Raw genomic sequence first — 14,958 nt, forward strand, 5'->3', positions numbered from 1 at the left:
CCATGTTCCCTGACGCCCACCTGTACACACGAAATAGCGCGTCTTGGTACGTCTGGCCGTAGAACCAGCTTGAACGGGTCATGTTCCATGAGTAGCCAAGTCGCCCGGCCGCAGTGAGAACAAAATACGGCTGCTCCGCCTTGAGAAGGAAGGAAACCAAAGGAGCCGTCCTTGAGCGATGCATCGACAAAGAACTTCACCAGTTCATCCAACGTCCCAGCGAGACGCGTATTGTCGAAATGTCCTGCCAGAGCATCTCTGACCCTGTCCAGTTCGGCGCGGGAAACCTCGTCTGCGGCTTCCGGATCAATTGTCGGACATCGGCCTCGCGTGGAGAGGGTAAGCGAATGGTATCGCAGAGAAAAAGTAGTCGTTCGTAACTCGCACTCACAATAGGGTTCGTTTCGGTCGAAGGTCCTTTGGATTTAATCAGATGCTACTTTCGTGTTGGTCGTAAGCGTGTCCGGAAGGCCGTCTGGTCACATGAGGGTTGCGCAGGCATTCTGATTCCCACCAGATCTGGTGGGAATCAAATATGGAAGCACGTGGACGCGGCCGGCGGCCGGGCTCGAAGAACTACTCCAGGGAGTTTCGGGAGATGGTTGCCGCCGAGGCCAACCATCCAGAGCGCTCAATCTCGGAAGTCGCCAAGGAACATGGGCTAAACGCGAACATGGTCTCTAAGTGGCGACGTGACCAAGCGAGCCGCGCGCAGCCGGGGCCATTGGCGCCAGTGCCAGAGCAATCGTTCCTTCCTGTACAAATCGCACCGTTGTCCACCCAGCGATCTGCCGTCATAGTTGAACGCGGAGCCCTTCACGTACGCTTTGAAGGTCCGACCGACCTCGATGCATTGCGCGTCGTTCTGGCCAGTCTGCGAGACGTGCCATGATGCTGGGATTACCTGCGGGCACGCGGGTCTGGCTAGCTGCGGGCGTGACCGACATGCGAGCCGGCTTCAACAGCCTTGCTGCAAAGGTTCAGACCGTTCTTGAACATGACCCATTCAGTGGACATGTCTTTGTCTTCCGCGGCAAACGCGGCGACCTTCTGAAAGTCCTGTGGTGGAGCGGCGATGGAATGTGTCTGCTCATGAAACGGCTCGAGAAGGGACGCTTTATCTGGCCACATGCAACGAGCGGTACGGTGTGCCTGAGTCCGGCCCAACTCTCGATGCTTCTTGAAGGTATCGACTGGCGCCAGCCGACACGCACTGCACAGCCTATCTCGGCGTTGTAAACCTCGGCACCGGCGCCTAGACTGTCGGCATGACTTCTGCCGACATCCTTCCCGACGACATTGAGGCTCTCAAGAACCTCCTGCGCGAACGCGACGAGAAGCTCAAGCAGTTGAAGGATGTTGTCGACTCTCAGCAATGCGCCATCGCGACGAGCAAGGCCGAGATCGAACACCTGAAGCTGCTGATCGCGAAACTGCGTCGCATGCAGTTCGGCCGCAAGTCGGAAAAGCTGGACCACCAGATCGAACAACTCGAACTACGACTGGAAGAACTCGAGGCGGATGAGGGTGCAGCACCGGTCAGGATTGGCCGTGCTCCGCGCGTACTGCCCGAGCAGGCACAGCGCAAGCCGTTGCCCTCGCATCTCCCGCGCGACGTCCAGGTGCACCTGCCCGTGTCTGCGGAGCGTTGCGCAGACTGCGGGGGGGCAATGAAGCCGCTGGGCGAGGACATCGCCGAACAACTCGAGTATGTGCCGGCGAGCTTCCGCGTCATTCGCCACGTGCGACCCAAGTTCGCATGTTCTTGCTGTGACACTATTGTGCAAGCACCGGCCCCAAGCCGGCCAATTGATCGGGGTATAGCAGGCCCTGGTCTGCTGGCCCACGTATTGGTGTCGAAGTTCGCCGACCACGTTCCGCTCTATAGGCAATCGGTTATCTATGCCCGCGAAGGCGTTGAGCTCCACCGATCGTTGCTTGCAAAGTGGGTGGGGCACAGCGCAGCGTTGCTGCAACCTCTTGTGGAGGTGTTGCGCCGTCATGTCATGGCCGCTTCGAAATTGCACGCCGACGATACGCCAGTCCCCGTGCTTGCACCGGGCAACGGTAAGACGAAAACTGGACGCCTATGGGTCTACGTCCGCGACGATCGTGCATCGTGCGACATGACGCCTCCGGCGGTCTGGTTCGCCTACACACCGGATCGCAAAGGCATCCATCCGCAGCGCCATCTGGAGTCATTCAAAGGCACGCTCCAAGCCGATGCCTACGGCGGGTACCAAGCCATCTATGAAAGCCAGCGGGTGTCCGAAGCTGCTTGTTGGGCACATGCGCGGCGACAGTTTTACGAGCTGTATGTCGCTCGCCCAAACACGCTGAACACCGAGGCCCTGCAGCGTATCGGTGAGTTGTATGGAATCGAGGAAAAGATCCGCGGCAAGCCGCCTGACGAGCGTCAGGCCTACCGGCAAGAGCACGCGGGGCCTTTGCTAGAGCAACTCCGCGCGTGGCTGGCGGCGACGCTGGAGACACTCTCCAAAAAATCCGATACGAGTCGGGCGATCCTCTACGCACTGAACAGATGGCAGGCGCTGACCCGCTATTGCGACGACGGTAGATTGGAAATCGACAATCTGCCCGTTGAACGCGCACTGCGCGGCGTCGCCATCGGCAGGCGCAACTACTTGTTCGCTGGCGCGGACTCGGGCGGTGATCGTGCCGCCGCCATCTACAGCTTGGTCGGAACGGCAAAACTCAATAACGTCGATCCCGAAGCCTACCTACGCTTCGTCCTGGAACGCATTGCCGACCATGCGATCAACAGAGTCGACGAGCTCATGCCGTGGGCCGTTGCTAATCAGCTTCCCTCGCGCACATAACCTCACTGGCCACGTCAAGACGGCCCTGGCGCATCGCTTACTGTTGGTCAATGGACCACGCAGATGCCAACGTCGAAATCCGCTCGCCGTAGTTGGAGAAATGGCCGACTTGGTACTCCATGCTATCCGGCAACAGGAAACGTCCCTCGACTGCAAACTCCATCGCATGTGGCTTCAGAGAAAGCATTCGAATGGGATACCCGCACGCACGTTCCAGCGCGGCGCCAACTTGAATGGCCATACGTGGCGTGACAAGCGACGCGACGACGATGTCGATGCAGGGAGTAATCCCATCTCTATGAAAATAGGCTTCGGTTCCGCCTGCCTTCTCGAGGACGGTGACGTAGCGCTCAACGTCAATCACCTCGCCTTCCACTTCCGTCTCTGCGTCAAAGTACTTCCACTGCTTCCAACCGTTGTGTACGTTCATGAGGCGTCTTAGCTTAGTTGATAACCAGCAGAGTAGACGCTATTCCAGACAGTTCTCGTCTCGAAGAGGAAAAGGTTGGTGTCTTTGGGTGCCGTGGTGTTGCTCGATGGGTCTAGCCTATGATTAGTCCCAATTTCGTTAGTCGTCCATCTCTCCCCAGGTGCCGGGAAACTCTTTCCAGAGGGCAGCTTCGGTGTGGTTTTCCCAGTCAAGCATGTGGCTGCCATCCTCGGATAGCGTCACGGTGACGCTATCGCCCTCTTGACTTGCCCTGACCTCCCCGACCAGGCCGGACCGAGGATTGGGCGCAATCATGACTTGGTGTGTTGGTAAGTCCTTAAGTTGGTACCGCACTGAATAGCGTGCGATACGAACGTAGTCGACCTGCAACGCAACCAAGATACCTGACTCTGGCATGGGTCTCCTATGTGGTTGGCTCTGTGGTCAGTTTCTTGTCCAGACGACCAACGCAACAGAGGCATACTCGCGCCATCGGAACTTTCGGCTTGGATGGGCAGGCCTCCTGTAGCAGGGTCTAGTGCATGCAGACACCATCATCATCCAGTCATCAGGCAGTTGGTGTCTCAAGACGACGCGGCCTTGAACACGTGCTGCTTCCTTCGCCGCGCCGCGTGCCAAAGCGAAACCCCTTGCGGGAGGCGCAAAGGGGAATTGGTTATTGCCAAGCACCGAGACATTGGATGCGTCATGATGGCGGGATTTTCTACTTCTCGCGGCTTGTAGCCTAGACCGGAAAAAGCTTAAATCTGCATCAACTGAGCTCTGACGAATCCCTTTAGCTCATCCAGACTCGACGTGCGCATGAATGCCGGAGTGCCGAGGTGCGTGATGCCATTGCACACAGCCTCATAGGACTCTTCGCTGGTAACAATAGCCAGCACTGTACCCTGGGATTTCAGAAGTATGTTCAGCTTGCGGATGGCTGCAATTGCTTCTGCTTTGGCCGCGTCCACTTGCATCAGCACCATCCTGGCCCGCCGCATGGTGCAAAGGACGGCCACGTCCAGTGCGTCCTCAGCAGTGGCCACGCGCAAGGGCATTCCCCAGTGCCGCACCGCACTCTGCATTTCCTCAAACTGACCCGCCTCAGTATTGGCTAAAACAAGGTCCAATTCCCATTTGTGGGCGACAGATACCTTTTTCCGTGACAGCGGCGTGACCGATTCCCGAACTCGCATCACCGAATCCCGTGAAATGCGTCGGTGTCCGCCGCCAGTGGTCCAGGCTTCTAGCTCGCCAGTATCCACCATGCGCTGTACAGTGCCCAGCGCGACGCCAAGCAATGCAGCGGCTTCTCGAGTGCTGATGAACGTATCTTTTCCCATCCTAAAGAAGTCTCCTGCGAACGCTGCGTAGCGGTGGGGCATGCGGTGGCTGCCAGCAGACAAAGGAACGTGTGGCCGTTGAGGCACCTTGTGGCAGCACAGGTATTGCGCAAAGGTTCAAAGAATGAGCGGTTTGCGACCGAAGAAGACAACTCGGGTTGTGCTGGCTTCGTCCTCATTGAATTTGACTTCGACCAGCCTGCCCTTCATGTCGTAACGGAACAAGGGATGCTTGGCATACTCCTCTGCCACATACGTAGCTGTAACGTGTCCGACTTCAGCGCAGAACAACACCTGCAGTACGCAGGAAAACACAGGCTCTCCGACTTTGGCCCGGTCGTTGTTTTCATAAGGGACAAAGGCTACGGAGACGCGCTGCGTCAAAGCCTTGAAGTAAGGCGATTGCATAGCGACTTCCAGAACTCGTTCCGTATCCTTGATGCTCGACTGCAGCACACCGATATTGGCTTCCGCTGCGCTGAGTTCAGTCTCCAGTCGCATACGCGAGAACACCATCTGTTGTGTTTGACCCAGAGTCGTCATTGTCTCCAGGTCAACCGCTGCACCCTTGAGCGTTGAGGCAATCGCACCGCTTTGGCTGGCGTTGACTCGCACCTGTACCCCTGCAATTTTCGAGTCAGTCAGCGAATTGGCCGAAGTTTGCAGGGTAATCTTCCGGGAGGCGGCATCTTCTTTGGAGATGAGCCCCGCATTCAGCTCCGCGTCCGTTGTAGCCATCATTGCCTTGAGCTGTTGATGTGCCCGCTCGGTATCAGCAATATCTGCGGATTTCTCGGTCGCCAGTTTGTTCAGGCTGCTAGATACCCTGGTCAGATTCGCAATCGCCACTTTTTGCGCCGACTCTGTGCGTGCAAGCAAAGCATCCAGGTCCTGGAGGCCCTGTTTTTTGACTCGTAGCTGGTTGGTGAGGTCGGCCAGTTCCGCGCGTTGCTTGCTCAGCTGACCTTTTAGCTGCGTCACTTGTGGTTGATATGAAAGCACGCGTTCCTGTGTCGGCGAAATGATCAGCGGAGCACCCCAATTCTCATTCTGGAAATAGAAAATCAGGAGACCGATGTAACCAAAGATGCCGACGATGATGGATATCAGAACGACAAACGAAACCAGCCGATAGATAACAAGCATCTTGGACTGAAACTTACTGGTAAGGGCTGCAATCATCTTCTTTTCTCGTTGTGTTACTGAAAGCGCGAGTCTTTTGACAACCAGGCGTTGATTTCTCGAATGCGCTCAGCTGAGGCTTCGAGCTCTGTCCGCGTTATCAGCTGCTCCACGGCCATGTTTCGACGCACTCGTTTGGCCGCTTGCGTATCCAGGGAACCAACTCGTTCCAGTTGCATATGGATGGCTGTGCTTCGCTCCTCCAGGCTTTGCTTGCGCAACGATTCAGCCGCAAGACTTCCGTGAAGCATCTGCCGCAGTCGCTGCAAGCGTTGCAAGCCCCCATCTCGCTGCTCGGTGAGCAGCTTCGTCGTCAGCTCGCCAACTCGGTCAGATGCAGCGGATGCGCCGCTATAGCCAAAACTGTAGGTGGCCGTCATTCCAACGAAGGGGGACTGACTACCTGAGCCGAAGTCGTGACGGTACCCCACCAGTACGTTGACATCCCAGCCCCGCGCACTTTTGATTCGCGCAGCCAAGGACGCAGCACGCGCCTGCGCGCTAGTGTTCTCGGTAATCAGCGCGGAGACTGCTTGAGTGGACGGGTCGACGGTGCCTGCCAGCTCTGATGCTCGTTGATGCATCGCTGCCAGGCCCAAGGCGGTTCGGTCGCGAAGTTCTTGGGCTACGGTGTATTCACTAAGCGTAGCTTCCTGGGCTCCTAGCAAGGCTTTCTCTGTGGCAAGGTTACGTTCCGCCTGCACAGTTGCCCGCTCATACCCGGCAATGCGGGTCCGGAGGGACAGTTGCTCAATACGGTCAGGAATGCTCTCGACGGAGTTCTTGATAGCCACGCTTGAACGATAAACGTCACACTCTGCGGCGGCCAACTCCCGGGTCAAACCCGCTCGACGACTCTGCGAGAGACTTTTACTAATTCCCGCCGAGACAATCCGGCTAGAAATCGAAGGGTCGCCCACGTTCACAAAGGCAGAAGGGGTCGCCAGTACTCTCGCTTCCGATTCTGCTTGCGCGGCCGACAGCTCGCAGTAGACGTCACCTTCAGCGGCCTGAACCATGAAGGGCAAGGCGAAAACATAAGCGGAGACAACACCCTTACACAATGGCTTCATCATGCGCATACTTGTCATCAACGTCATCCGAATACAGCTCAAGGCATTTGGCGGGTGTTTTCGAGCAGGGCGTTTGGTACGTCCGTGGACTGCTCGTTAGGCGCCTTCGAAACCCGGGTGCCCCAGCTACTGGAGTCCATCGTGAAGATGGCCATCATTGCGCACGTCAATGTTCCGCAAAAAGCCCAGCCGGCGATAAATGGAAGCAGCACTAGCGTCCCACCCTTGACCACTTGATCCGGTGCAGATTGTTTCATCCAGAAGTGCATCAGAATGAGGAAAGGCCCCAGGAAGGAGTAGGTGAACAACTGATGGGCAACCACCCATTGCAGCGCATCCCCGGACACCAGCGAATAGATGAAGGTGAAGAGCATGAGATAGTTGACCGTCTCAGGCAGCATCAGATTCATCACAGACAAAGGGTTGACGTTCCGGGAATGTCGCATCAAGGTACGCAAAGTAAGCAGGTAGTCTTGCGTTCCGCTGCGGCGCCAGCGCCATTGCTGGGTGAAGAACTTCCGGAACGTACTGGGAACTTCCGTCCAGCAGATGGCATCGAGGTTCACACCGGTTTGGTGACCGCGAAGCATTAGCAAATGAGTCATGTAGCGGTCCTCTCCTGCGGAGAATTTGGCCCCCAGGAAGTTACATTTTTTGACGTCATCCTCGATTTCGTAGAAGGCCTCTTTGCGAATCGCAAACAGGCAACCACTGATGCAAGCCACATTACGAAGCCGATTCTGGAACATCTTCATCACCTTGTAGGCGTAGAAGTACACGGTGGCCTGTGCCTGGGTCAGAAGGTTATCGTTGACGTTACTCACACGGACGTGACCGCCAACCGCTGCAATTTTCTCCGTCGTGAAGGAGGCCACCAGTTCCCGGACTGCATCAGCATGGAAGTAGCAGTCACTGTCTATGCATAGAAAGAGGTCCGCGTCATTGGAAAGGCTGGCAGCCTTGCTCAACGCTTCATACTTACCTGCATTCTTGGGCTGACGATATGCGGTAATCTGTACCGCCCCAGAAAAGTCCGTCTGCGCTTTCTTAATCCACTCCCAACTATCGTCTGTAGAGCGGTCATCAACGGCCACTACCTCTAGCATCCCTGTCGGGTAGTTTGACTGGCTGATGCTCTTGATGGTGTCATAGGCATGAGGCCCCTCATTGAAGCAAGGCAGCAGTACGGTGACTCGTTTCTGGATGCCGTAGTCTTTCTTGAGAAAAGTACTTTTCCGCAGGAACATCACGCACAGCAGGGGGATGACGTAGGTGAAAATTGTCAGCAACCAGCCGAGTGACAACGTAAGTAGAAGGAATGCATCCATGGTCTTGGGATTGACTGAGACTCGAGGGAAGGCACTGCAATTGCGGTGTGGGCGCGCTACGGACGCCAGAGAATGGCCCGGGCTGGGCAGGCTCCTCGATTGAGCACAGCCTTGAGGTCACTAACCACGAACTTTCCATTCGGCTTCGCAAGCGACTCAATCAGCGCCCATCCGTCTTTCCTGAAATCGATGTGTGGGACGGCCAAGACAATGGCGTCTGCCGGCTTGGCGTCGGAGATTTGGGTGAGGCGGTAACCGTATTCCTCTTCGACCTCTCGACTGTCTGCCCACATATCCACAACTTGGCTACGGATACCCATCGCACTGAGCTTCCGGATAATGTCGGCGACCTTGGAGTTCCGAATGTCAGGCACGTTCTCCTTGAACGTCGTGCCCAGTACGGTAATGATGGTTTCCGGCCCCAACAGGTGATGCTGCGTCATGGCCCGGATGAGCTGGTTGACCACGAACTGGGCCATCCCGTCATTGGTCTCCCGCGCTGCCAGTACCAGATTTGCCGTGAAACCACAGGACGCAGCCTTGTGCGTCAGGTAATAGGGGTCTACCGAAATGCAGTGCCCGCCGACGAGCCCCGGACGGAAATCCAGAAAATTCCACTTGGTGCGTGCGGCAGCCAGGACGTCGTGGGTGTCGACGCCCAGGGAACTCAGCAACTGTGAGACTTCGTTCATCAGCGCAATATTGACGTCCCGTTGGGTGTTTTCCAGCACCTTCGCGGCCTCTGCCACCTTGATGCTTTGCGCAAGATAGACCTTGGTAATGGCCCCGTACACGTTGCCTAGGACTTCGCGGGTCTTGGGGGTATCCCCCGAAACAATTTTGGTAACGGTGGTCAAGGTGTTCTCGCGATCCCCCGGGCTGATGCGTTCGGGTGAGTACCCAACGTGGAAATCCTTGAGGTGCTTGAGGCCGCTGTGCTGTTCCAGCAGTGGCACGCAAATCTCCTCAGTCACCCCCGGGTAGACCGTGCTTTCGTACACTACGATGGCGCCCTGCTTCAGGAAGTGGCCCACCGTCTTGGAAGCCTGAATCACGGGATTCAGGTCAGGCACTCGGGCCGCGTCGACGGGAGTTGGCACGGTCACAACAATAATGTCCGCCTCGGCCAGTACGGACGCATCACTGCTGAAGGAGAGCTTGGTCTCCTGCAGGTCCTTCCTCGTAATTTCGTTGTTTCGGTCTTTCCCAACGCCCAGCTCTTGGACTCGAGCCTCATTGATATCAAAACCGATGACACAGAAGTGGCGGGAGAGCTCCACAGCCAGCGGGGCTCCCACGTATCCCAGCCCTACCACGACGATTTGGGGCGCAGGGGAGCTCAAGCTGGCCGAACCAGCTTCGGTTTCTTGCAGCGAATTTGGCATGGAATTTTTCAGGTGCACCGCGCTAGACAACAGCTGTCCTACTCGCCTCCAAAATACGGGCGAGGTTGAAACAGTCTTTAAGTTGCTATTGGCGACGGATAATCGCGAGAAATAGGAAAAGTTTGGACGCGAGGCGGGCTTTGATGAGTTACCGTCACCGATTAAATTTTACGGGTGAATTGTGCGTGCTTTGAGCATGGGAGATTTCCGGCGTGAAAGTAAATCGCTTGATGATGAACTCCACAGACTGGTCATTTTGTGGCGCCAGACCTTTCGTTAGCCATAGATTAATTTGTGGCCGTGCGTCACCCGTTTTCGGAACATTTTCCGTCTTTATCCACTGCTTAATGACGGCGCCGTTGACATTTTTCGCAGTGAACAGAGCCATTTTCTTCGTCCAGTGAATGCTGTAGATAGTTGCCGAATGATTCACTTCGAAACGGCTAACGCTGCCAGGAGGGCCGGATGGCTGGACAACGAACTGCCCATTCCTTGTTTCCGTGGGCCGCCCCCAGTACGACAGCTCGATGTCCAGTTCACGATGGTTTTGTTCTGCCGAACTGCTGTACGTGAAGAAACCAAATACCGCCTGCCGGTCCATATTGAAGGGATTGGTTTCCACTTCTATCTCATAGGTGCCATAACCCATTGCCTGCGAAAGAGTGACCTCTGAGCAAGCCCAGATCGTTCCGGATTTCCGAATGAACAGATGGAGTTTGCCGTCGGCGTCCACATTCACGAAATCGGGGGTGCCTGCAAACAGATTCGGACCAGGCCCGCTGAATTGCCCTTCGGAAGAGCGCACAAGCCATCGGTAGCCCGAGAACTCCATTTCTCGTGCAGAAGCTGAAACCAGAATGGAAGTGAGCAGCAATGCCGCACACAGATGGCGAAACATCAAGATGACCTTTTATTATCAGAAACTAACAAATACCAAAGATGAGAGCGCCTGCGATAGTAGGAGCAGGGGTGGAGGATCTTTATCCCCTCTGAAGTGGGGCTGTTTAGTAAAGTGCCAATGAAATGGTCGGTTTTGATATTTTTGATTGATTTTTATATGATCTTACCGACAACCTGGATGACATACTCGACATGTTCATTGAATAATGACGATGGGTCTTAGCCAAGATTGGCTGGGCCCCGTAGTCCTGCTACCACCCGCGTAGCCGTCATGGTTACGCGGGTTTTTTAAGGACGTGTGCATCAGTCTTATCGTATCCAGGCAGCAAGACATTTGCTGTCTTAAGCGTGCACGTGCAAAGCCGGTCATCAGAAAGACAAGAATTGTCTCGTTCATCTGCATTCATTCAGATTTGATTGCCCGATTGTGGCCACGATGTGTATCAAATCGTCAGGGGCTGCAGACTTCAGCGTCTAGGCTGGGGGCCTGGTCCGGCGGGTGTCATCCTCGCCGTCGACAAAGCAGACAAACAGACACCCGTTAATGGGTGGCTAAAATCAACCTCAACCCCTGAACCTATTTGGGCAATGCCGCTTCTGTCATCGCCGCAGATTGATGAGTGTTGGCATGGGAAGCCTCGCTGCTTGCGCTCGGTGTTGGACTTCCCTAAAGCGTTTGTGGACCGAAACCGGAGGCGCCCTGCATGTCAGGCGGACACTGCTTGTTTCGGGTGCGATGCAGCGTCACGAAACCCGTTTTGGGAGCCATTTCAGAGCTCAACGTGGGTTGAGCTCACTGTATTGCGCGATGGCAGCAGCCAGGTGCTCGAGCGTTGTTGGCCCACCTGGCTTGACCGTAAAGGCAGCGTAATCGTGCTTCTTTGTTGTCTTGCACGATTCGCGTCACCCACCCGCAGTACCATCGGGCGCGAGCGAGGAGCTCATAGTCTGGGGCGGCTTACCAAGTGCCGAAGCGAGACATCAGATGCCTCGTGACGGTGAGATTCTTCCGAGGCGGGCCAAATGTCGGCCTATCCTCGTAAGGAGGAATTTTGTGTGGCAAACCGTCAAGAGCTTCGTACACCCACCGGCAAACTCATTAGCTATATCGAGTCGGAGTCGACAGGGCGGCTGGTCGGCCGCGCTGCGACGGGGCGGATGGTCGGGTCGTATGATCCGAAGTCGGATGTCACTAGGACACCGACGGGCACCGCTAATGGGAAGGGGAACATGTTGCCTGTTCTGATTCAGATGGCACACTAGCTCCCTATGGTGAGTGGGGCAAAGGCAAGGTGATGGCGCGAGACACGGCCTAGCGCCCTCGTGCATAGAGCTTTGCCGCTGCCCTGGATTCGGCCGCGAATTCGTCGCGCAAGTGCGTGGGCTCCAAGACCTCTGCGAAGGGACCAAAGGAACGGAGCCACCAGTGTAGGCGCTCACTGAGCTTCACCGTGCCGCGCACTATGATGCTACCGTCTGGGTAGTGTTCAACGGTCTGGTCTTGCGATATAGGTGCCTCACAAACTGCGTGGCTTCGCCCATTTGTGAAGCGAACTGCAAGCTTTATCTCTCCGCGCGGGAGAAAGTCGAATTGTCGCTCTTGAGCAATGTACTTTTCCAGCGAAAAGTCCTTGGGGTAAGGAAAAGGCTCGGGGCAGACGCGAGCACTCTCCATTCGGTCCAGTCGGTACATTGCGGGTTCCGGCTTCGAGCCTCGTTTGGCGACCAGATAGACGAAGGAAGCCATCTCGACTAAGCCCAAAGGCATCACTTCCTGCGGCTGTGGCTTCTTTTCAGGGTTCGAACGCGGCTTGTAGACGATTTCCAGGAGTTGTTCCGAAAACAGTGCTTCGGACACCGCGAAGAAGATTGCCTCTTTTACGGTCGGGGCAAGAAGGTGAAAACCGTTGTCCACGGCTGCGACCTTCCTATGCCAGCTAGCATGTCGGCGTCCATCTGGCGTCGCCCCCTGCTTTAGGCGGTCCTCCGCGACTTCAAACAGCCCCCCCAGTGCGGCCCCCACCAAGGTGGGGATTTGCCGACCAGCAAAGCGCTTTAATGTCTGCAGCGCGAGCGCTTCGTCGAAAGTCATCATCGTTCCGGCTTTGGCGGCCACGCCACTGGCACCTTCCTTCTTTTGCCATTCGAGAGTATTTCCAGCCTTGCGCTTCACGACAACTCCCGCCTCAAGCAAAGCTTCGAGCCGCCGTTGTACGGTCTTGACGTGCCGTACTGTCTGGCCGCTGCGTTCCAGTGCATCTGCAACTTGTGGTGTCGTCATCCATCGCTGCGATGAATGCTTCGTGGGAAGCGTTGCAAGAATTGGGGAATCGAGGGAAGACATGGAGCGAGAAGGAAGCTGTCGTACAAGACACAAAATGTCTCATAGCTGCGCTATTGTGACAAGCTGACGGTAGCTGGCGGCGAGCTGAGCGTTGAGCTTTTTGGGAACAGTTTTCCTTTGCAGGTTCTTATGAATGATGCAGCGAAGGGTGTGAGTTGCCCCGCTATCGAGTGGGGCTTCGCTGATGGGGTAAGGGGAGCATAGATGCAAGAGCAGAACGGGCGGAGGCTCTATTGCGCGTCAGACGTAGTTGTGTTTCTGGAGTGCGAACATACCAATACGCTCGCGCTGCGAAACTTTTGCGACCTCGTCCTTAAGAACGAAGGTGAGGATGGGCGTCGCGACTGACATGGCTGTACTCCTGTCGAGGCTCGCGGCGAGTTGCCTCGGTCCTCAACATAGGAAACAGCGCTGGGGGTTCATTCACTTGGTGCTTGGCCGGCGGGCCATATCAGTCCTATGGCCGAACGCGGCCCTCCCGCGGTAGCCATGATCAGGCTCGCACGATTGGGCGGAAGCGGTCGTGCGTCGGAAGTGGACTGGCCGGGCAACTATGACCCAAAATCGTGGCTGATCGCTGGGATGTTAGCCGGCGTAAACGTGCCGCGACCATGCTTCCATTAGCGGTCGCCGTTGCTCAAGCAGGTCTGTTCGGTGATACGCCGCTTCAACTTTATTGGCGACAGTGTGGGCGAGGGCCCGTTCCGCTAGGTCTCGTGCATAGCCGTGTTCGCTAGCCCAATCCCGAAAGCTCGAACGAAAGCCGTGGGCAGTTGCGAAACGGCCGGGCGTGTCGCTTTCTGCCTTAACGCGTCGGAGCAGGGCAGTAAGCGTCATGTCGCTCAATACCTTCTCCTGCGGGGAGGGGAATACTAGTGTGTCGTGCAATTGGGTCCGTTTTAGCGTTTTAACAAGCGTTAGTGCCTTCGCCGACAGCGGAACCCGATGCGGCTCTTTGGCCTTCATGCGGGCGGCAGGGATGTTCCATACACCGGCGTGAAGGTCAAGCTCGTCCCAGGTCGCGCCGCGCACCTCCCCACTGCGCGCCGCGGTCAGAATCAAGAATAGCAGAGCGGCGCGTGTACTGTCGCCCGGCTTGTGTTCGGTCAGATGTGCGGTGACGAATTTCGGCACTTCCCGCCAAGGGATGGCGGGCTGGTGCTCGGGTTTAGCGGATTGCTTGGGGAGGAGGTGGTCCACGACACTCAACGGATTCGCGGTGATATGGCCGTGTGCCCATGCCCATTGCATGACCGCATGCATTCTTTGTCGAGTGCGGCTGGCAGTCTCGGACTTGGTCAGCCAGATTGAGCGGAGCACGTCCGCACAATCGCCAGGACTGATCGCGTCGAGTTTGCGGCTCCCGAGTTTCGGAAATACATAAGTCTCTAGCGTGCTGATCCACTGCGCAGCATGTTTCTCGTTCTTCCAGCCTGGTTTGAGTTCCGTGTGGACCTGCCTGGCAGCCTTCTCGAACGTAAGGGCAGCTGCGGCGACAGCGGCCGCTTCACGCTCCCGGTTGCGCTGGTCAATGGGGTCCTCGCCATTGTCGATGAGCTTGCGCATGGCGAGCGCCTTTTCGCGGGCTTCGGCGATCGACGTCTCGGGAAAAGTGCCAAGGCCGGCGTCGCGTCTCTTGCCAGTAATCGGACTGGTATAGCGGAGGGTCCATTTGCTGCCTGATGCCGTCGGCGCCAGCATGAGCCCAGTCACTCTTCCATCGAAAACAGGTTTGTCCTTTGGCTTGAGCGCCCTTGCTTGCTTGTCAGTTAGCATCTTTTTTAGCCCATCAACCAGCCCATCAGCGGGAGCTGGAAAGTATCGAATGAGGCTAGATTACTTTGGATGCGAGTGTCGTGCAAGTAATTGAATTAAAAGGGAAAAAATGGACGGAATTGGACTTCTTTGGACGCTACAATGGCGGACTCCGTCTCCGCCAGTACATCTGTATAGGCGGCGAAACCCCGGAAGATCGCGGTCTTCCGGGGTTTTTGTTTTTTGGAGCGGGTTTCCGCGACGCGTATCTGTGGACTTGGGCAACCAGTGAGAAGCCCCGCGCCGCTCGGCGCGGGCAGAGCGGAGCTCCGAACCCATCCCCGTCGAGAGCATGCCGTCGCCTCTTGGCAGGCC

13 protein-coding genes are annotated in these 14,958 nt (G+C 56.4%); 3 read left to right on the forward strand and 10 right to left on the reverse strand.

Going from position 1 to position 14,958, the window contains the following annotated elements; translation table 11 throughout:
- Nucleotides 1-535: 535 nt before the first annotated feature.
- The 3 genes from ABDB81_RS13690 to ABDB81_RS13700 are packed head-to-tail and all read left to right on the forward strand — an operon-like array spanning nt 536 to nt 2,840.
- Entirely contained in the window at nt 536-892 is a 357-nt protein-coding gene (locus ABDB81_RS13690) for a transposase (RefSeq protein WP_346811593.1), read from the forward strand.
- Entirely contained in the window at nt 889-1,239 is a 351-nt protein-coding gene (gene tnpB, locus ABDB81_RS13695) for an IS66 family insertion sequence element accessory protein TnpB (protein WP_346811595.1), read from the forward strand. Before ABDB81_RS13690 ends, tnpB begins: the two co-directional genes overlap by 4 nt.
- A 29-nt stretch (nt 1,240-1,268) precedes the next feature.
- Nucleotides 1,269-2,840: an IS66 family transposase gene (locus ABDB81_RS13700; RefSeq protein WP_346811597.1), complete on the forward strand. Its 1,572-nt coding sequence runs from the start codon at nt 1,269-1,271 to the stop codon at nt 2,838-2,840.
- A gap of 37 nt (nt 2,841-2,877) precedes the next feature.
- Here ABDB81_RS13700 and ABDB81_RS13705 read toward each other — a convergent pair whose 3' ends face one another.
- The 10 genes from ABDB81_RS13705 to ABDB81_RS13750 form a co-directional block, all read right to left on the reverse strand.
- Nucleotides 2,878-3,270 carry a hypothetical protein gene (locus tag ABDB81_RS13705; RefSeq protein WP_346811599.1) on the reverse strand — a complete coding sequence of 131 codons (393 nt, stop codon included), beginning with the start codon at nt 3,268-3,270 and terminating at the stop codon, nt 2,878-2,880.
- A gap of 138 nt (nt 3,271-3,408) precedes the next feature.
- Nucleotides 3,409-3,687 carry a hypothetical protein gene (locus ABDB81_RS13710; protein ID WP_346811601.1) on the reverse strand — a complete coding sequence of 93 codons (279 nt, stop codon included), beginning with the start codon at nt 3,685-3,687 and terminating at the stop codon, nt 3,409-3,411.
- Between the two features lie 344 nt (nt 3,688-4,031).
- The gene (locus tag ABDB81_RS13715; protein ID WP_346811602.1) at nt 4,032-4,658 is read right to left on the reverse strand and encodes an excisionase family DNA-binding protein; all 627 of its coding nucleotides are present in this window, start codon (nt 4,656-4,658) and stop codon (nt 4,032-4,034) included.
- Between the two features lie 75 nt (nt 4,659-4,733).
- A complete protein-coding gene (locus ABDB81_RS13720) occupies nt 4,734-5,798 on the reverse strand; it encodes a hypothetical protein (protein ID WP_346811604.1) in 1,065 nt (354 codons plus the stop codon).
- 17 nt (nt 5,799-5,815) lie between these two features.
- Nucleotides 5,816-6,874: a hypothetical protein gene (locus ABDB81_RS13725; RefSeq protein ID WP_346811606.1), complete on the reverse strand. Its 1,059-nt coding sequence runs from the start codon at nt 6,872-6,874 to the stop codon at nt 5,816-5,818.
- Between the two features lie 35 nt (nt 6,875-6,909).
- On the reverse strand, nt 6,910-8,199 hold the full coding sequence (locus ABDB81_RS13730; RefSeq protein WP_346811608.1) for a glycosyltransferase family 2 protein: 1,290 nt from the start codon (nt 8,197-8,199) through the stop codon (nt 6,910-6,912).
- A 56-nt stretch (nt 8,200-8,255) separates the two neighbouring features.
- Nucleotides 8,256-9,584, reverse strand: a complete 1,329-nt coding sequence (locus ABDB81_RS13735) for a nucleotide sugar dehydrogenase (RefSeq protein WP_346811610.1) — start codon at nt 9,582-9,584, stop codon at nt 8,256-8,258.
- A gap of 154 nt (nt 9,585-9,738) precedes the next feature.
- On the reverse strand, nt 9,739-10,482 hold the full coding sequence (locus ABDB81_RS13740) for a family 16 glycosylhydrolase (RefSeq protein ID WP_346811612.1): 744 nt from the start codon (nt 10,480-10,482) through the stop codon (nt 9,739-9,741).
- 1,314 nt (nt 10,483-11,796) lie between these two features.
- Complete coding sequence (locus tag ABDB81_RS13745) at nt 11,797-12,765, reverse strand: WYL domain-containing protein (protein WP_346811614.1); 969 nt, start codon at nt 12,763-12,765, stop codon at nt 11,797-11,799.
- Nucleotides 12,766-13,413: 648 nt separating this feature from the next.
- The gene (locus ABDB81_RS13750; protein ID WP_346811616.1) at nt 13,414-14,604 is read right to left on the reverse strand and encodes an integrase arm-type DNA-binding domain-containing protein; all 1,191 of its coding nucleotides are present in this window, start codon (nt 14,602-14,604) and stop codon (nt 13,414-13,416) included.
- Nucleotides 14,605-14,958 lie beyond the last annotated feature (354 nt).

The sequence above is a fragment of the Cupriavidus sp. DL-D2 genome (genome assembly GCF_039710735.1).
Lineage (GTDB): Bacteria > Pseudomonadota > Gammaproteobacteria > Burkholderiales > Burkholderiaceae > Cupriavidus.

Bases quoted from the DNA above. Each gene is read 5' to 3' on its own strand.
- ABDB81_RS13725 (WP_346811606.1), bottom strand. From the start codon at position 6,874: ATGATGAAGCCATTGTGTAAGGGTGTTGTCTCCGCTTATGTTTTCGCC.
- ABDB81_RS13720 (WP_346811604.1), bottom strand. From the start codon at position 5,798: ATGATTGCAGCCCTTACCAGTAAGTTTCAGTCCAAGATGCTTGTTATC.
- ABDB81_RS13710 (WP_346811601.1), bottom strand. From the start codon at position 3,687: ATGCCAGAGTCAGGTATCTTGGTTGCGTTGCAGGTCGACTACGTTCGT.
- ABDB81_RS13700 (WP_346811597.1), top strand. From the start codon at position 1,269: ATGACTTCTGCCGACATCCTTCCCGACGACATTGAGGCTCTCAAGAAC.
- tnpB (WP_346811595.1), top strand. From the start codon at position 889: ATGATGCTGGGATTACCTGCGGGCACGCGGGTCTGGCTAGCTGCGGGC.
- ABDB81_RS13750 (WP_346811616.1), bottom strand. From the start codon at position 14,604: ATGCTAACTGACAAGCAAGCAAGGGCGCTCAAGCCAAAGGACAAACCT.
- ABDB81_RS13740 (WP_346811612.1), bottom strand. From the start codon at position 10,482: ATGTTTCGCCATCTGTGTGCGGCATTGCTGCTCACTTCCATTCTGGTT.
- ABDB81_RS13690 (WP_346811593.1), top strand. From the start codon at position 536: ATGGAAGCACGTGGACGCGGCCGGCGGCCGGGCTCGAAGAACTACTCC.
- ABDB81_RS13745 (WP_346811614.1), bottom strand. From the start codon at position 12,765: ATGACGACACCACAAGTTGCAGATGCACTGGAACGCAGCGGCCAGACA.
- ABDB81_RS13735 (WP_346811610.1), bottom strand. From the start codon at position 9,584: ATGCCAAATTCGCTGCAAGAAACCGAAGCTGGTTCGGCCAGCTTGAGC.
- ABDB81_RS13715 (WP_346811602.1), bottom strand. From the start codon at position 4,658: ATGCCCCACCGCTACGCAGCGTTCGCAGGAGACTTCTTTAGGATGGGA.
- ABDB81_RS13730 (WP_346811608.1), bottom strand. From the start codon at position 8,199: ATGGATGCATTCCTTCTACTTACGTTGTCACTCGGCTGGTTGCTGACA.
- ABDB81_RS13705 (WP_346811599.1), bottom strand. From the start codon at position 3,270: ATGAACGTACACAACGGTTGGAAGCAGTGGAAGTACTTTGACGCAGAG.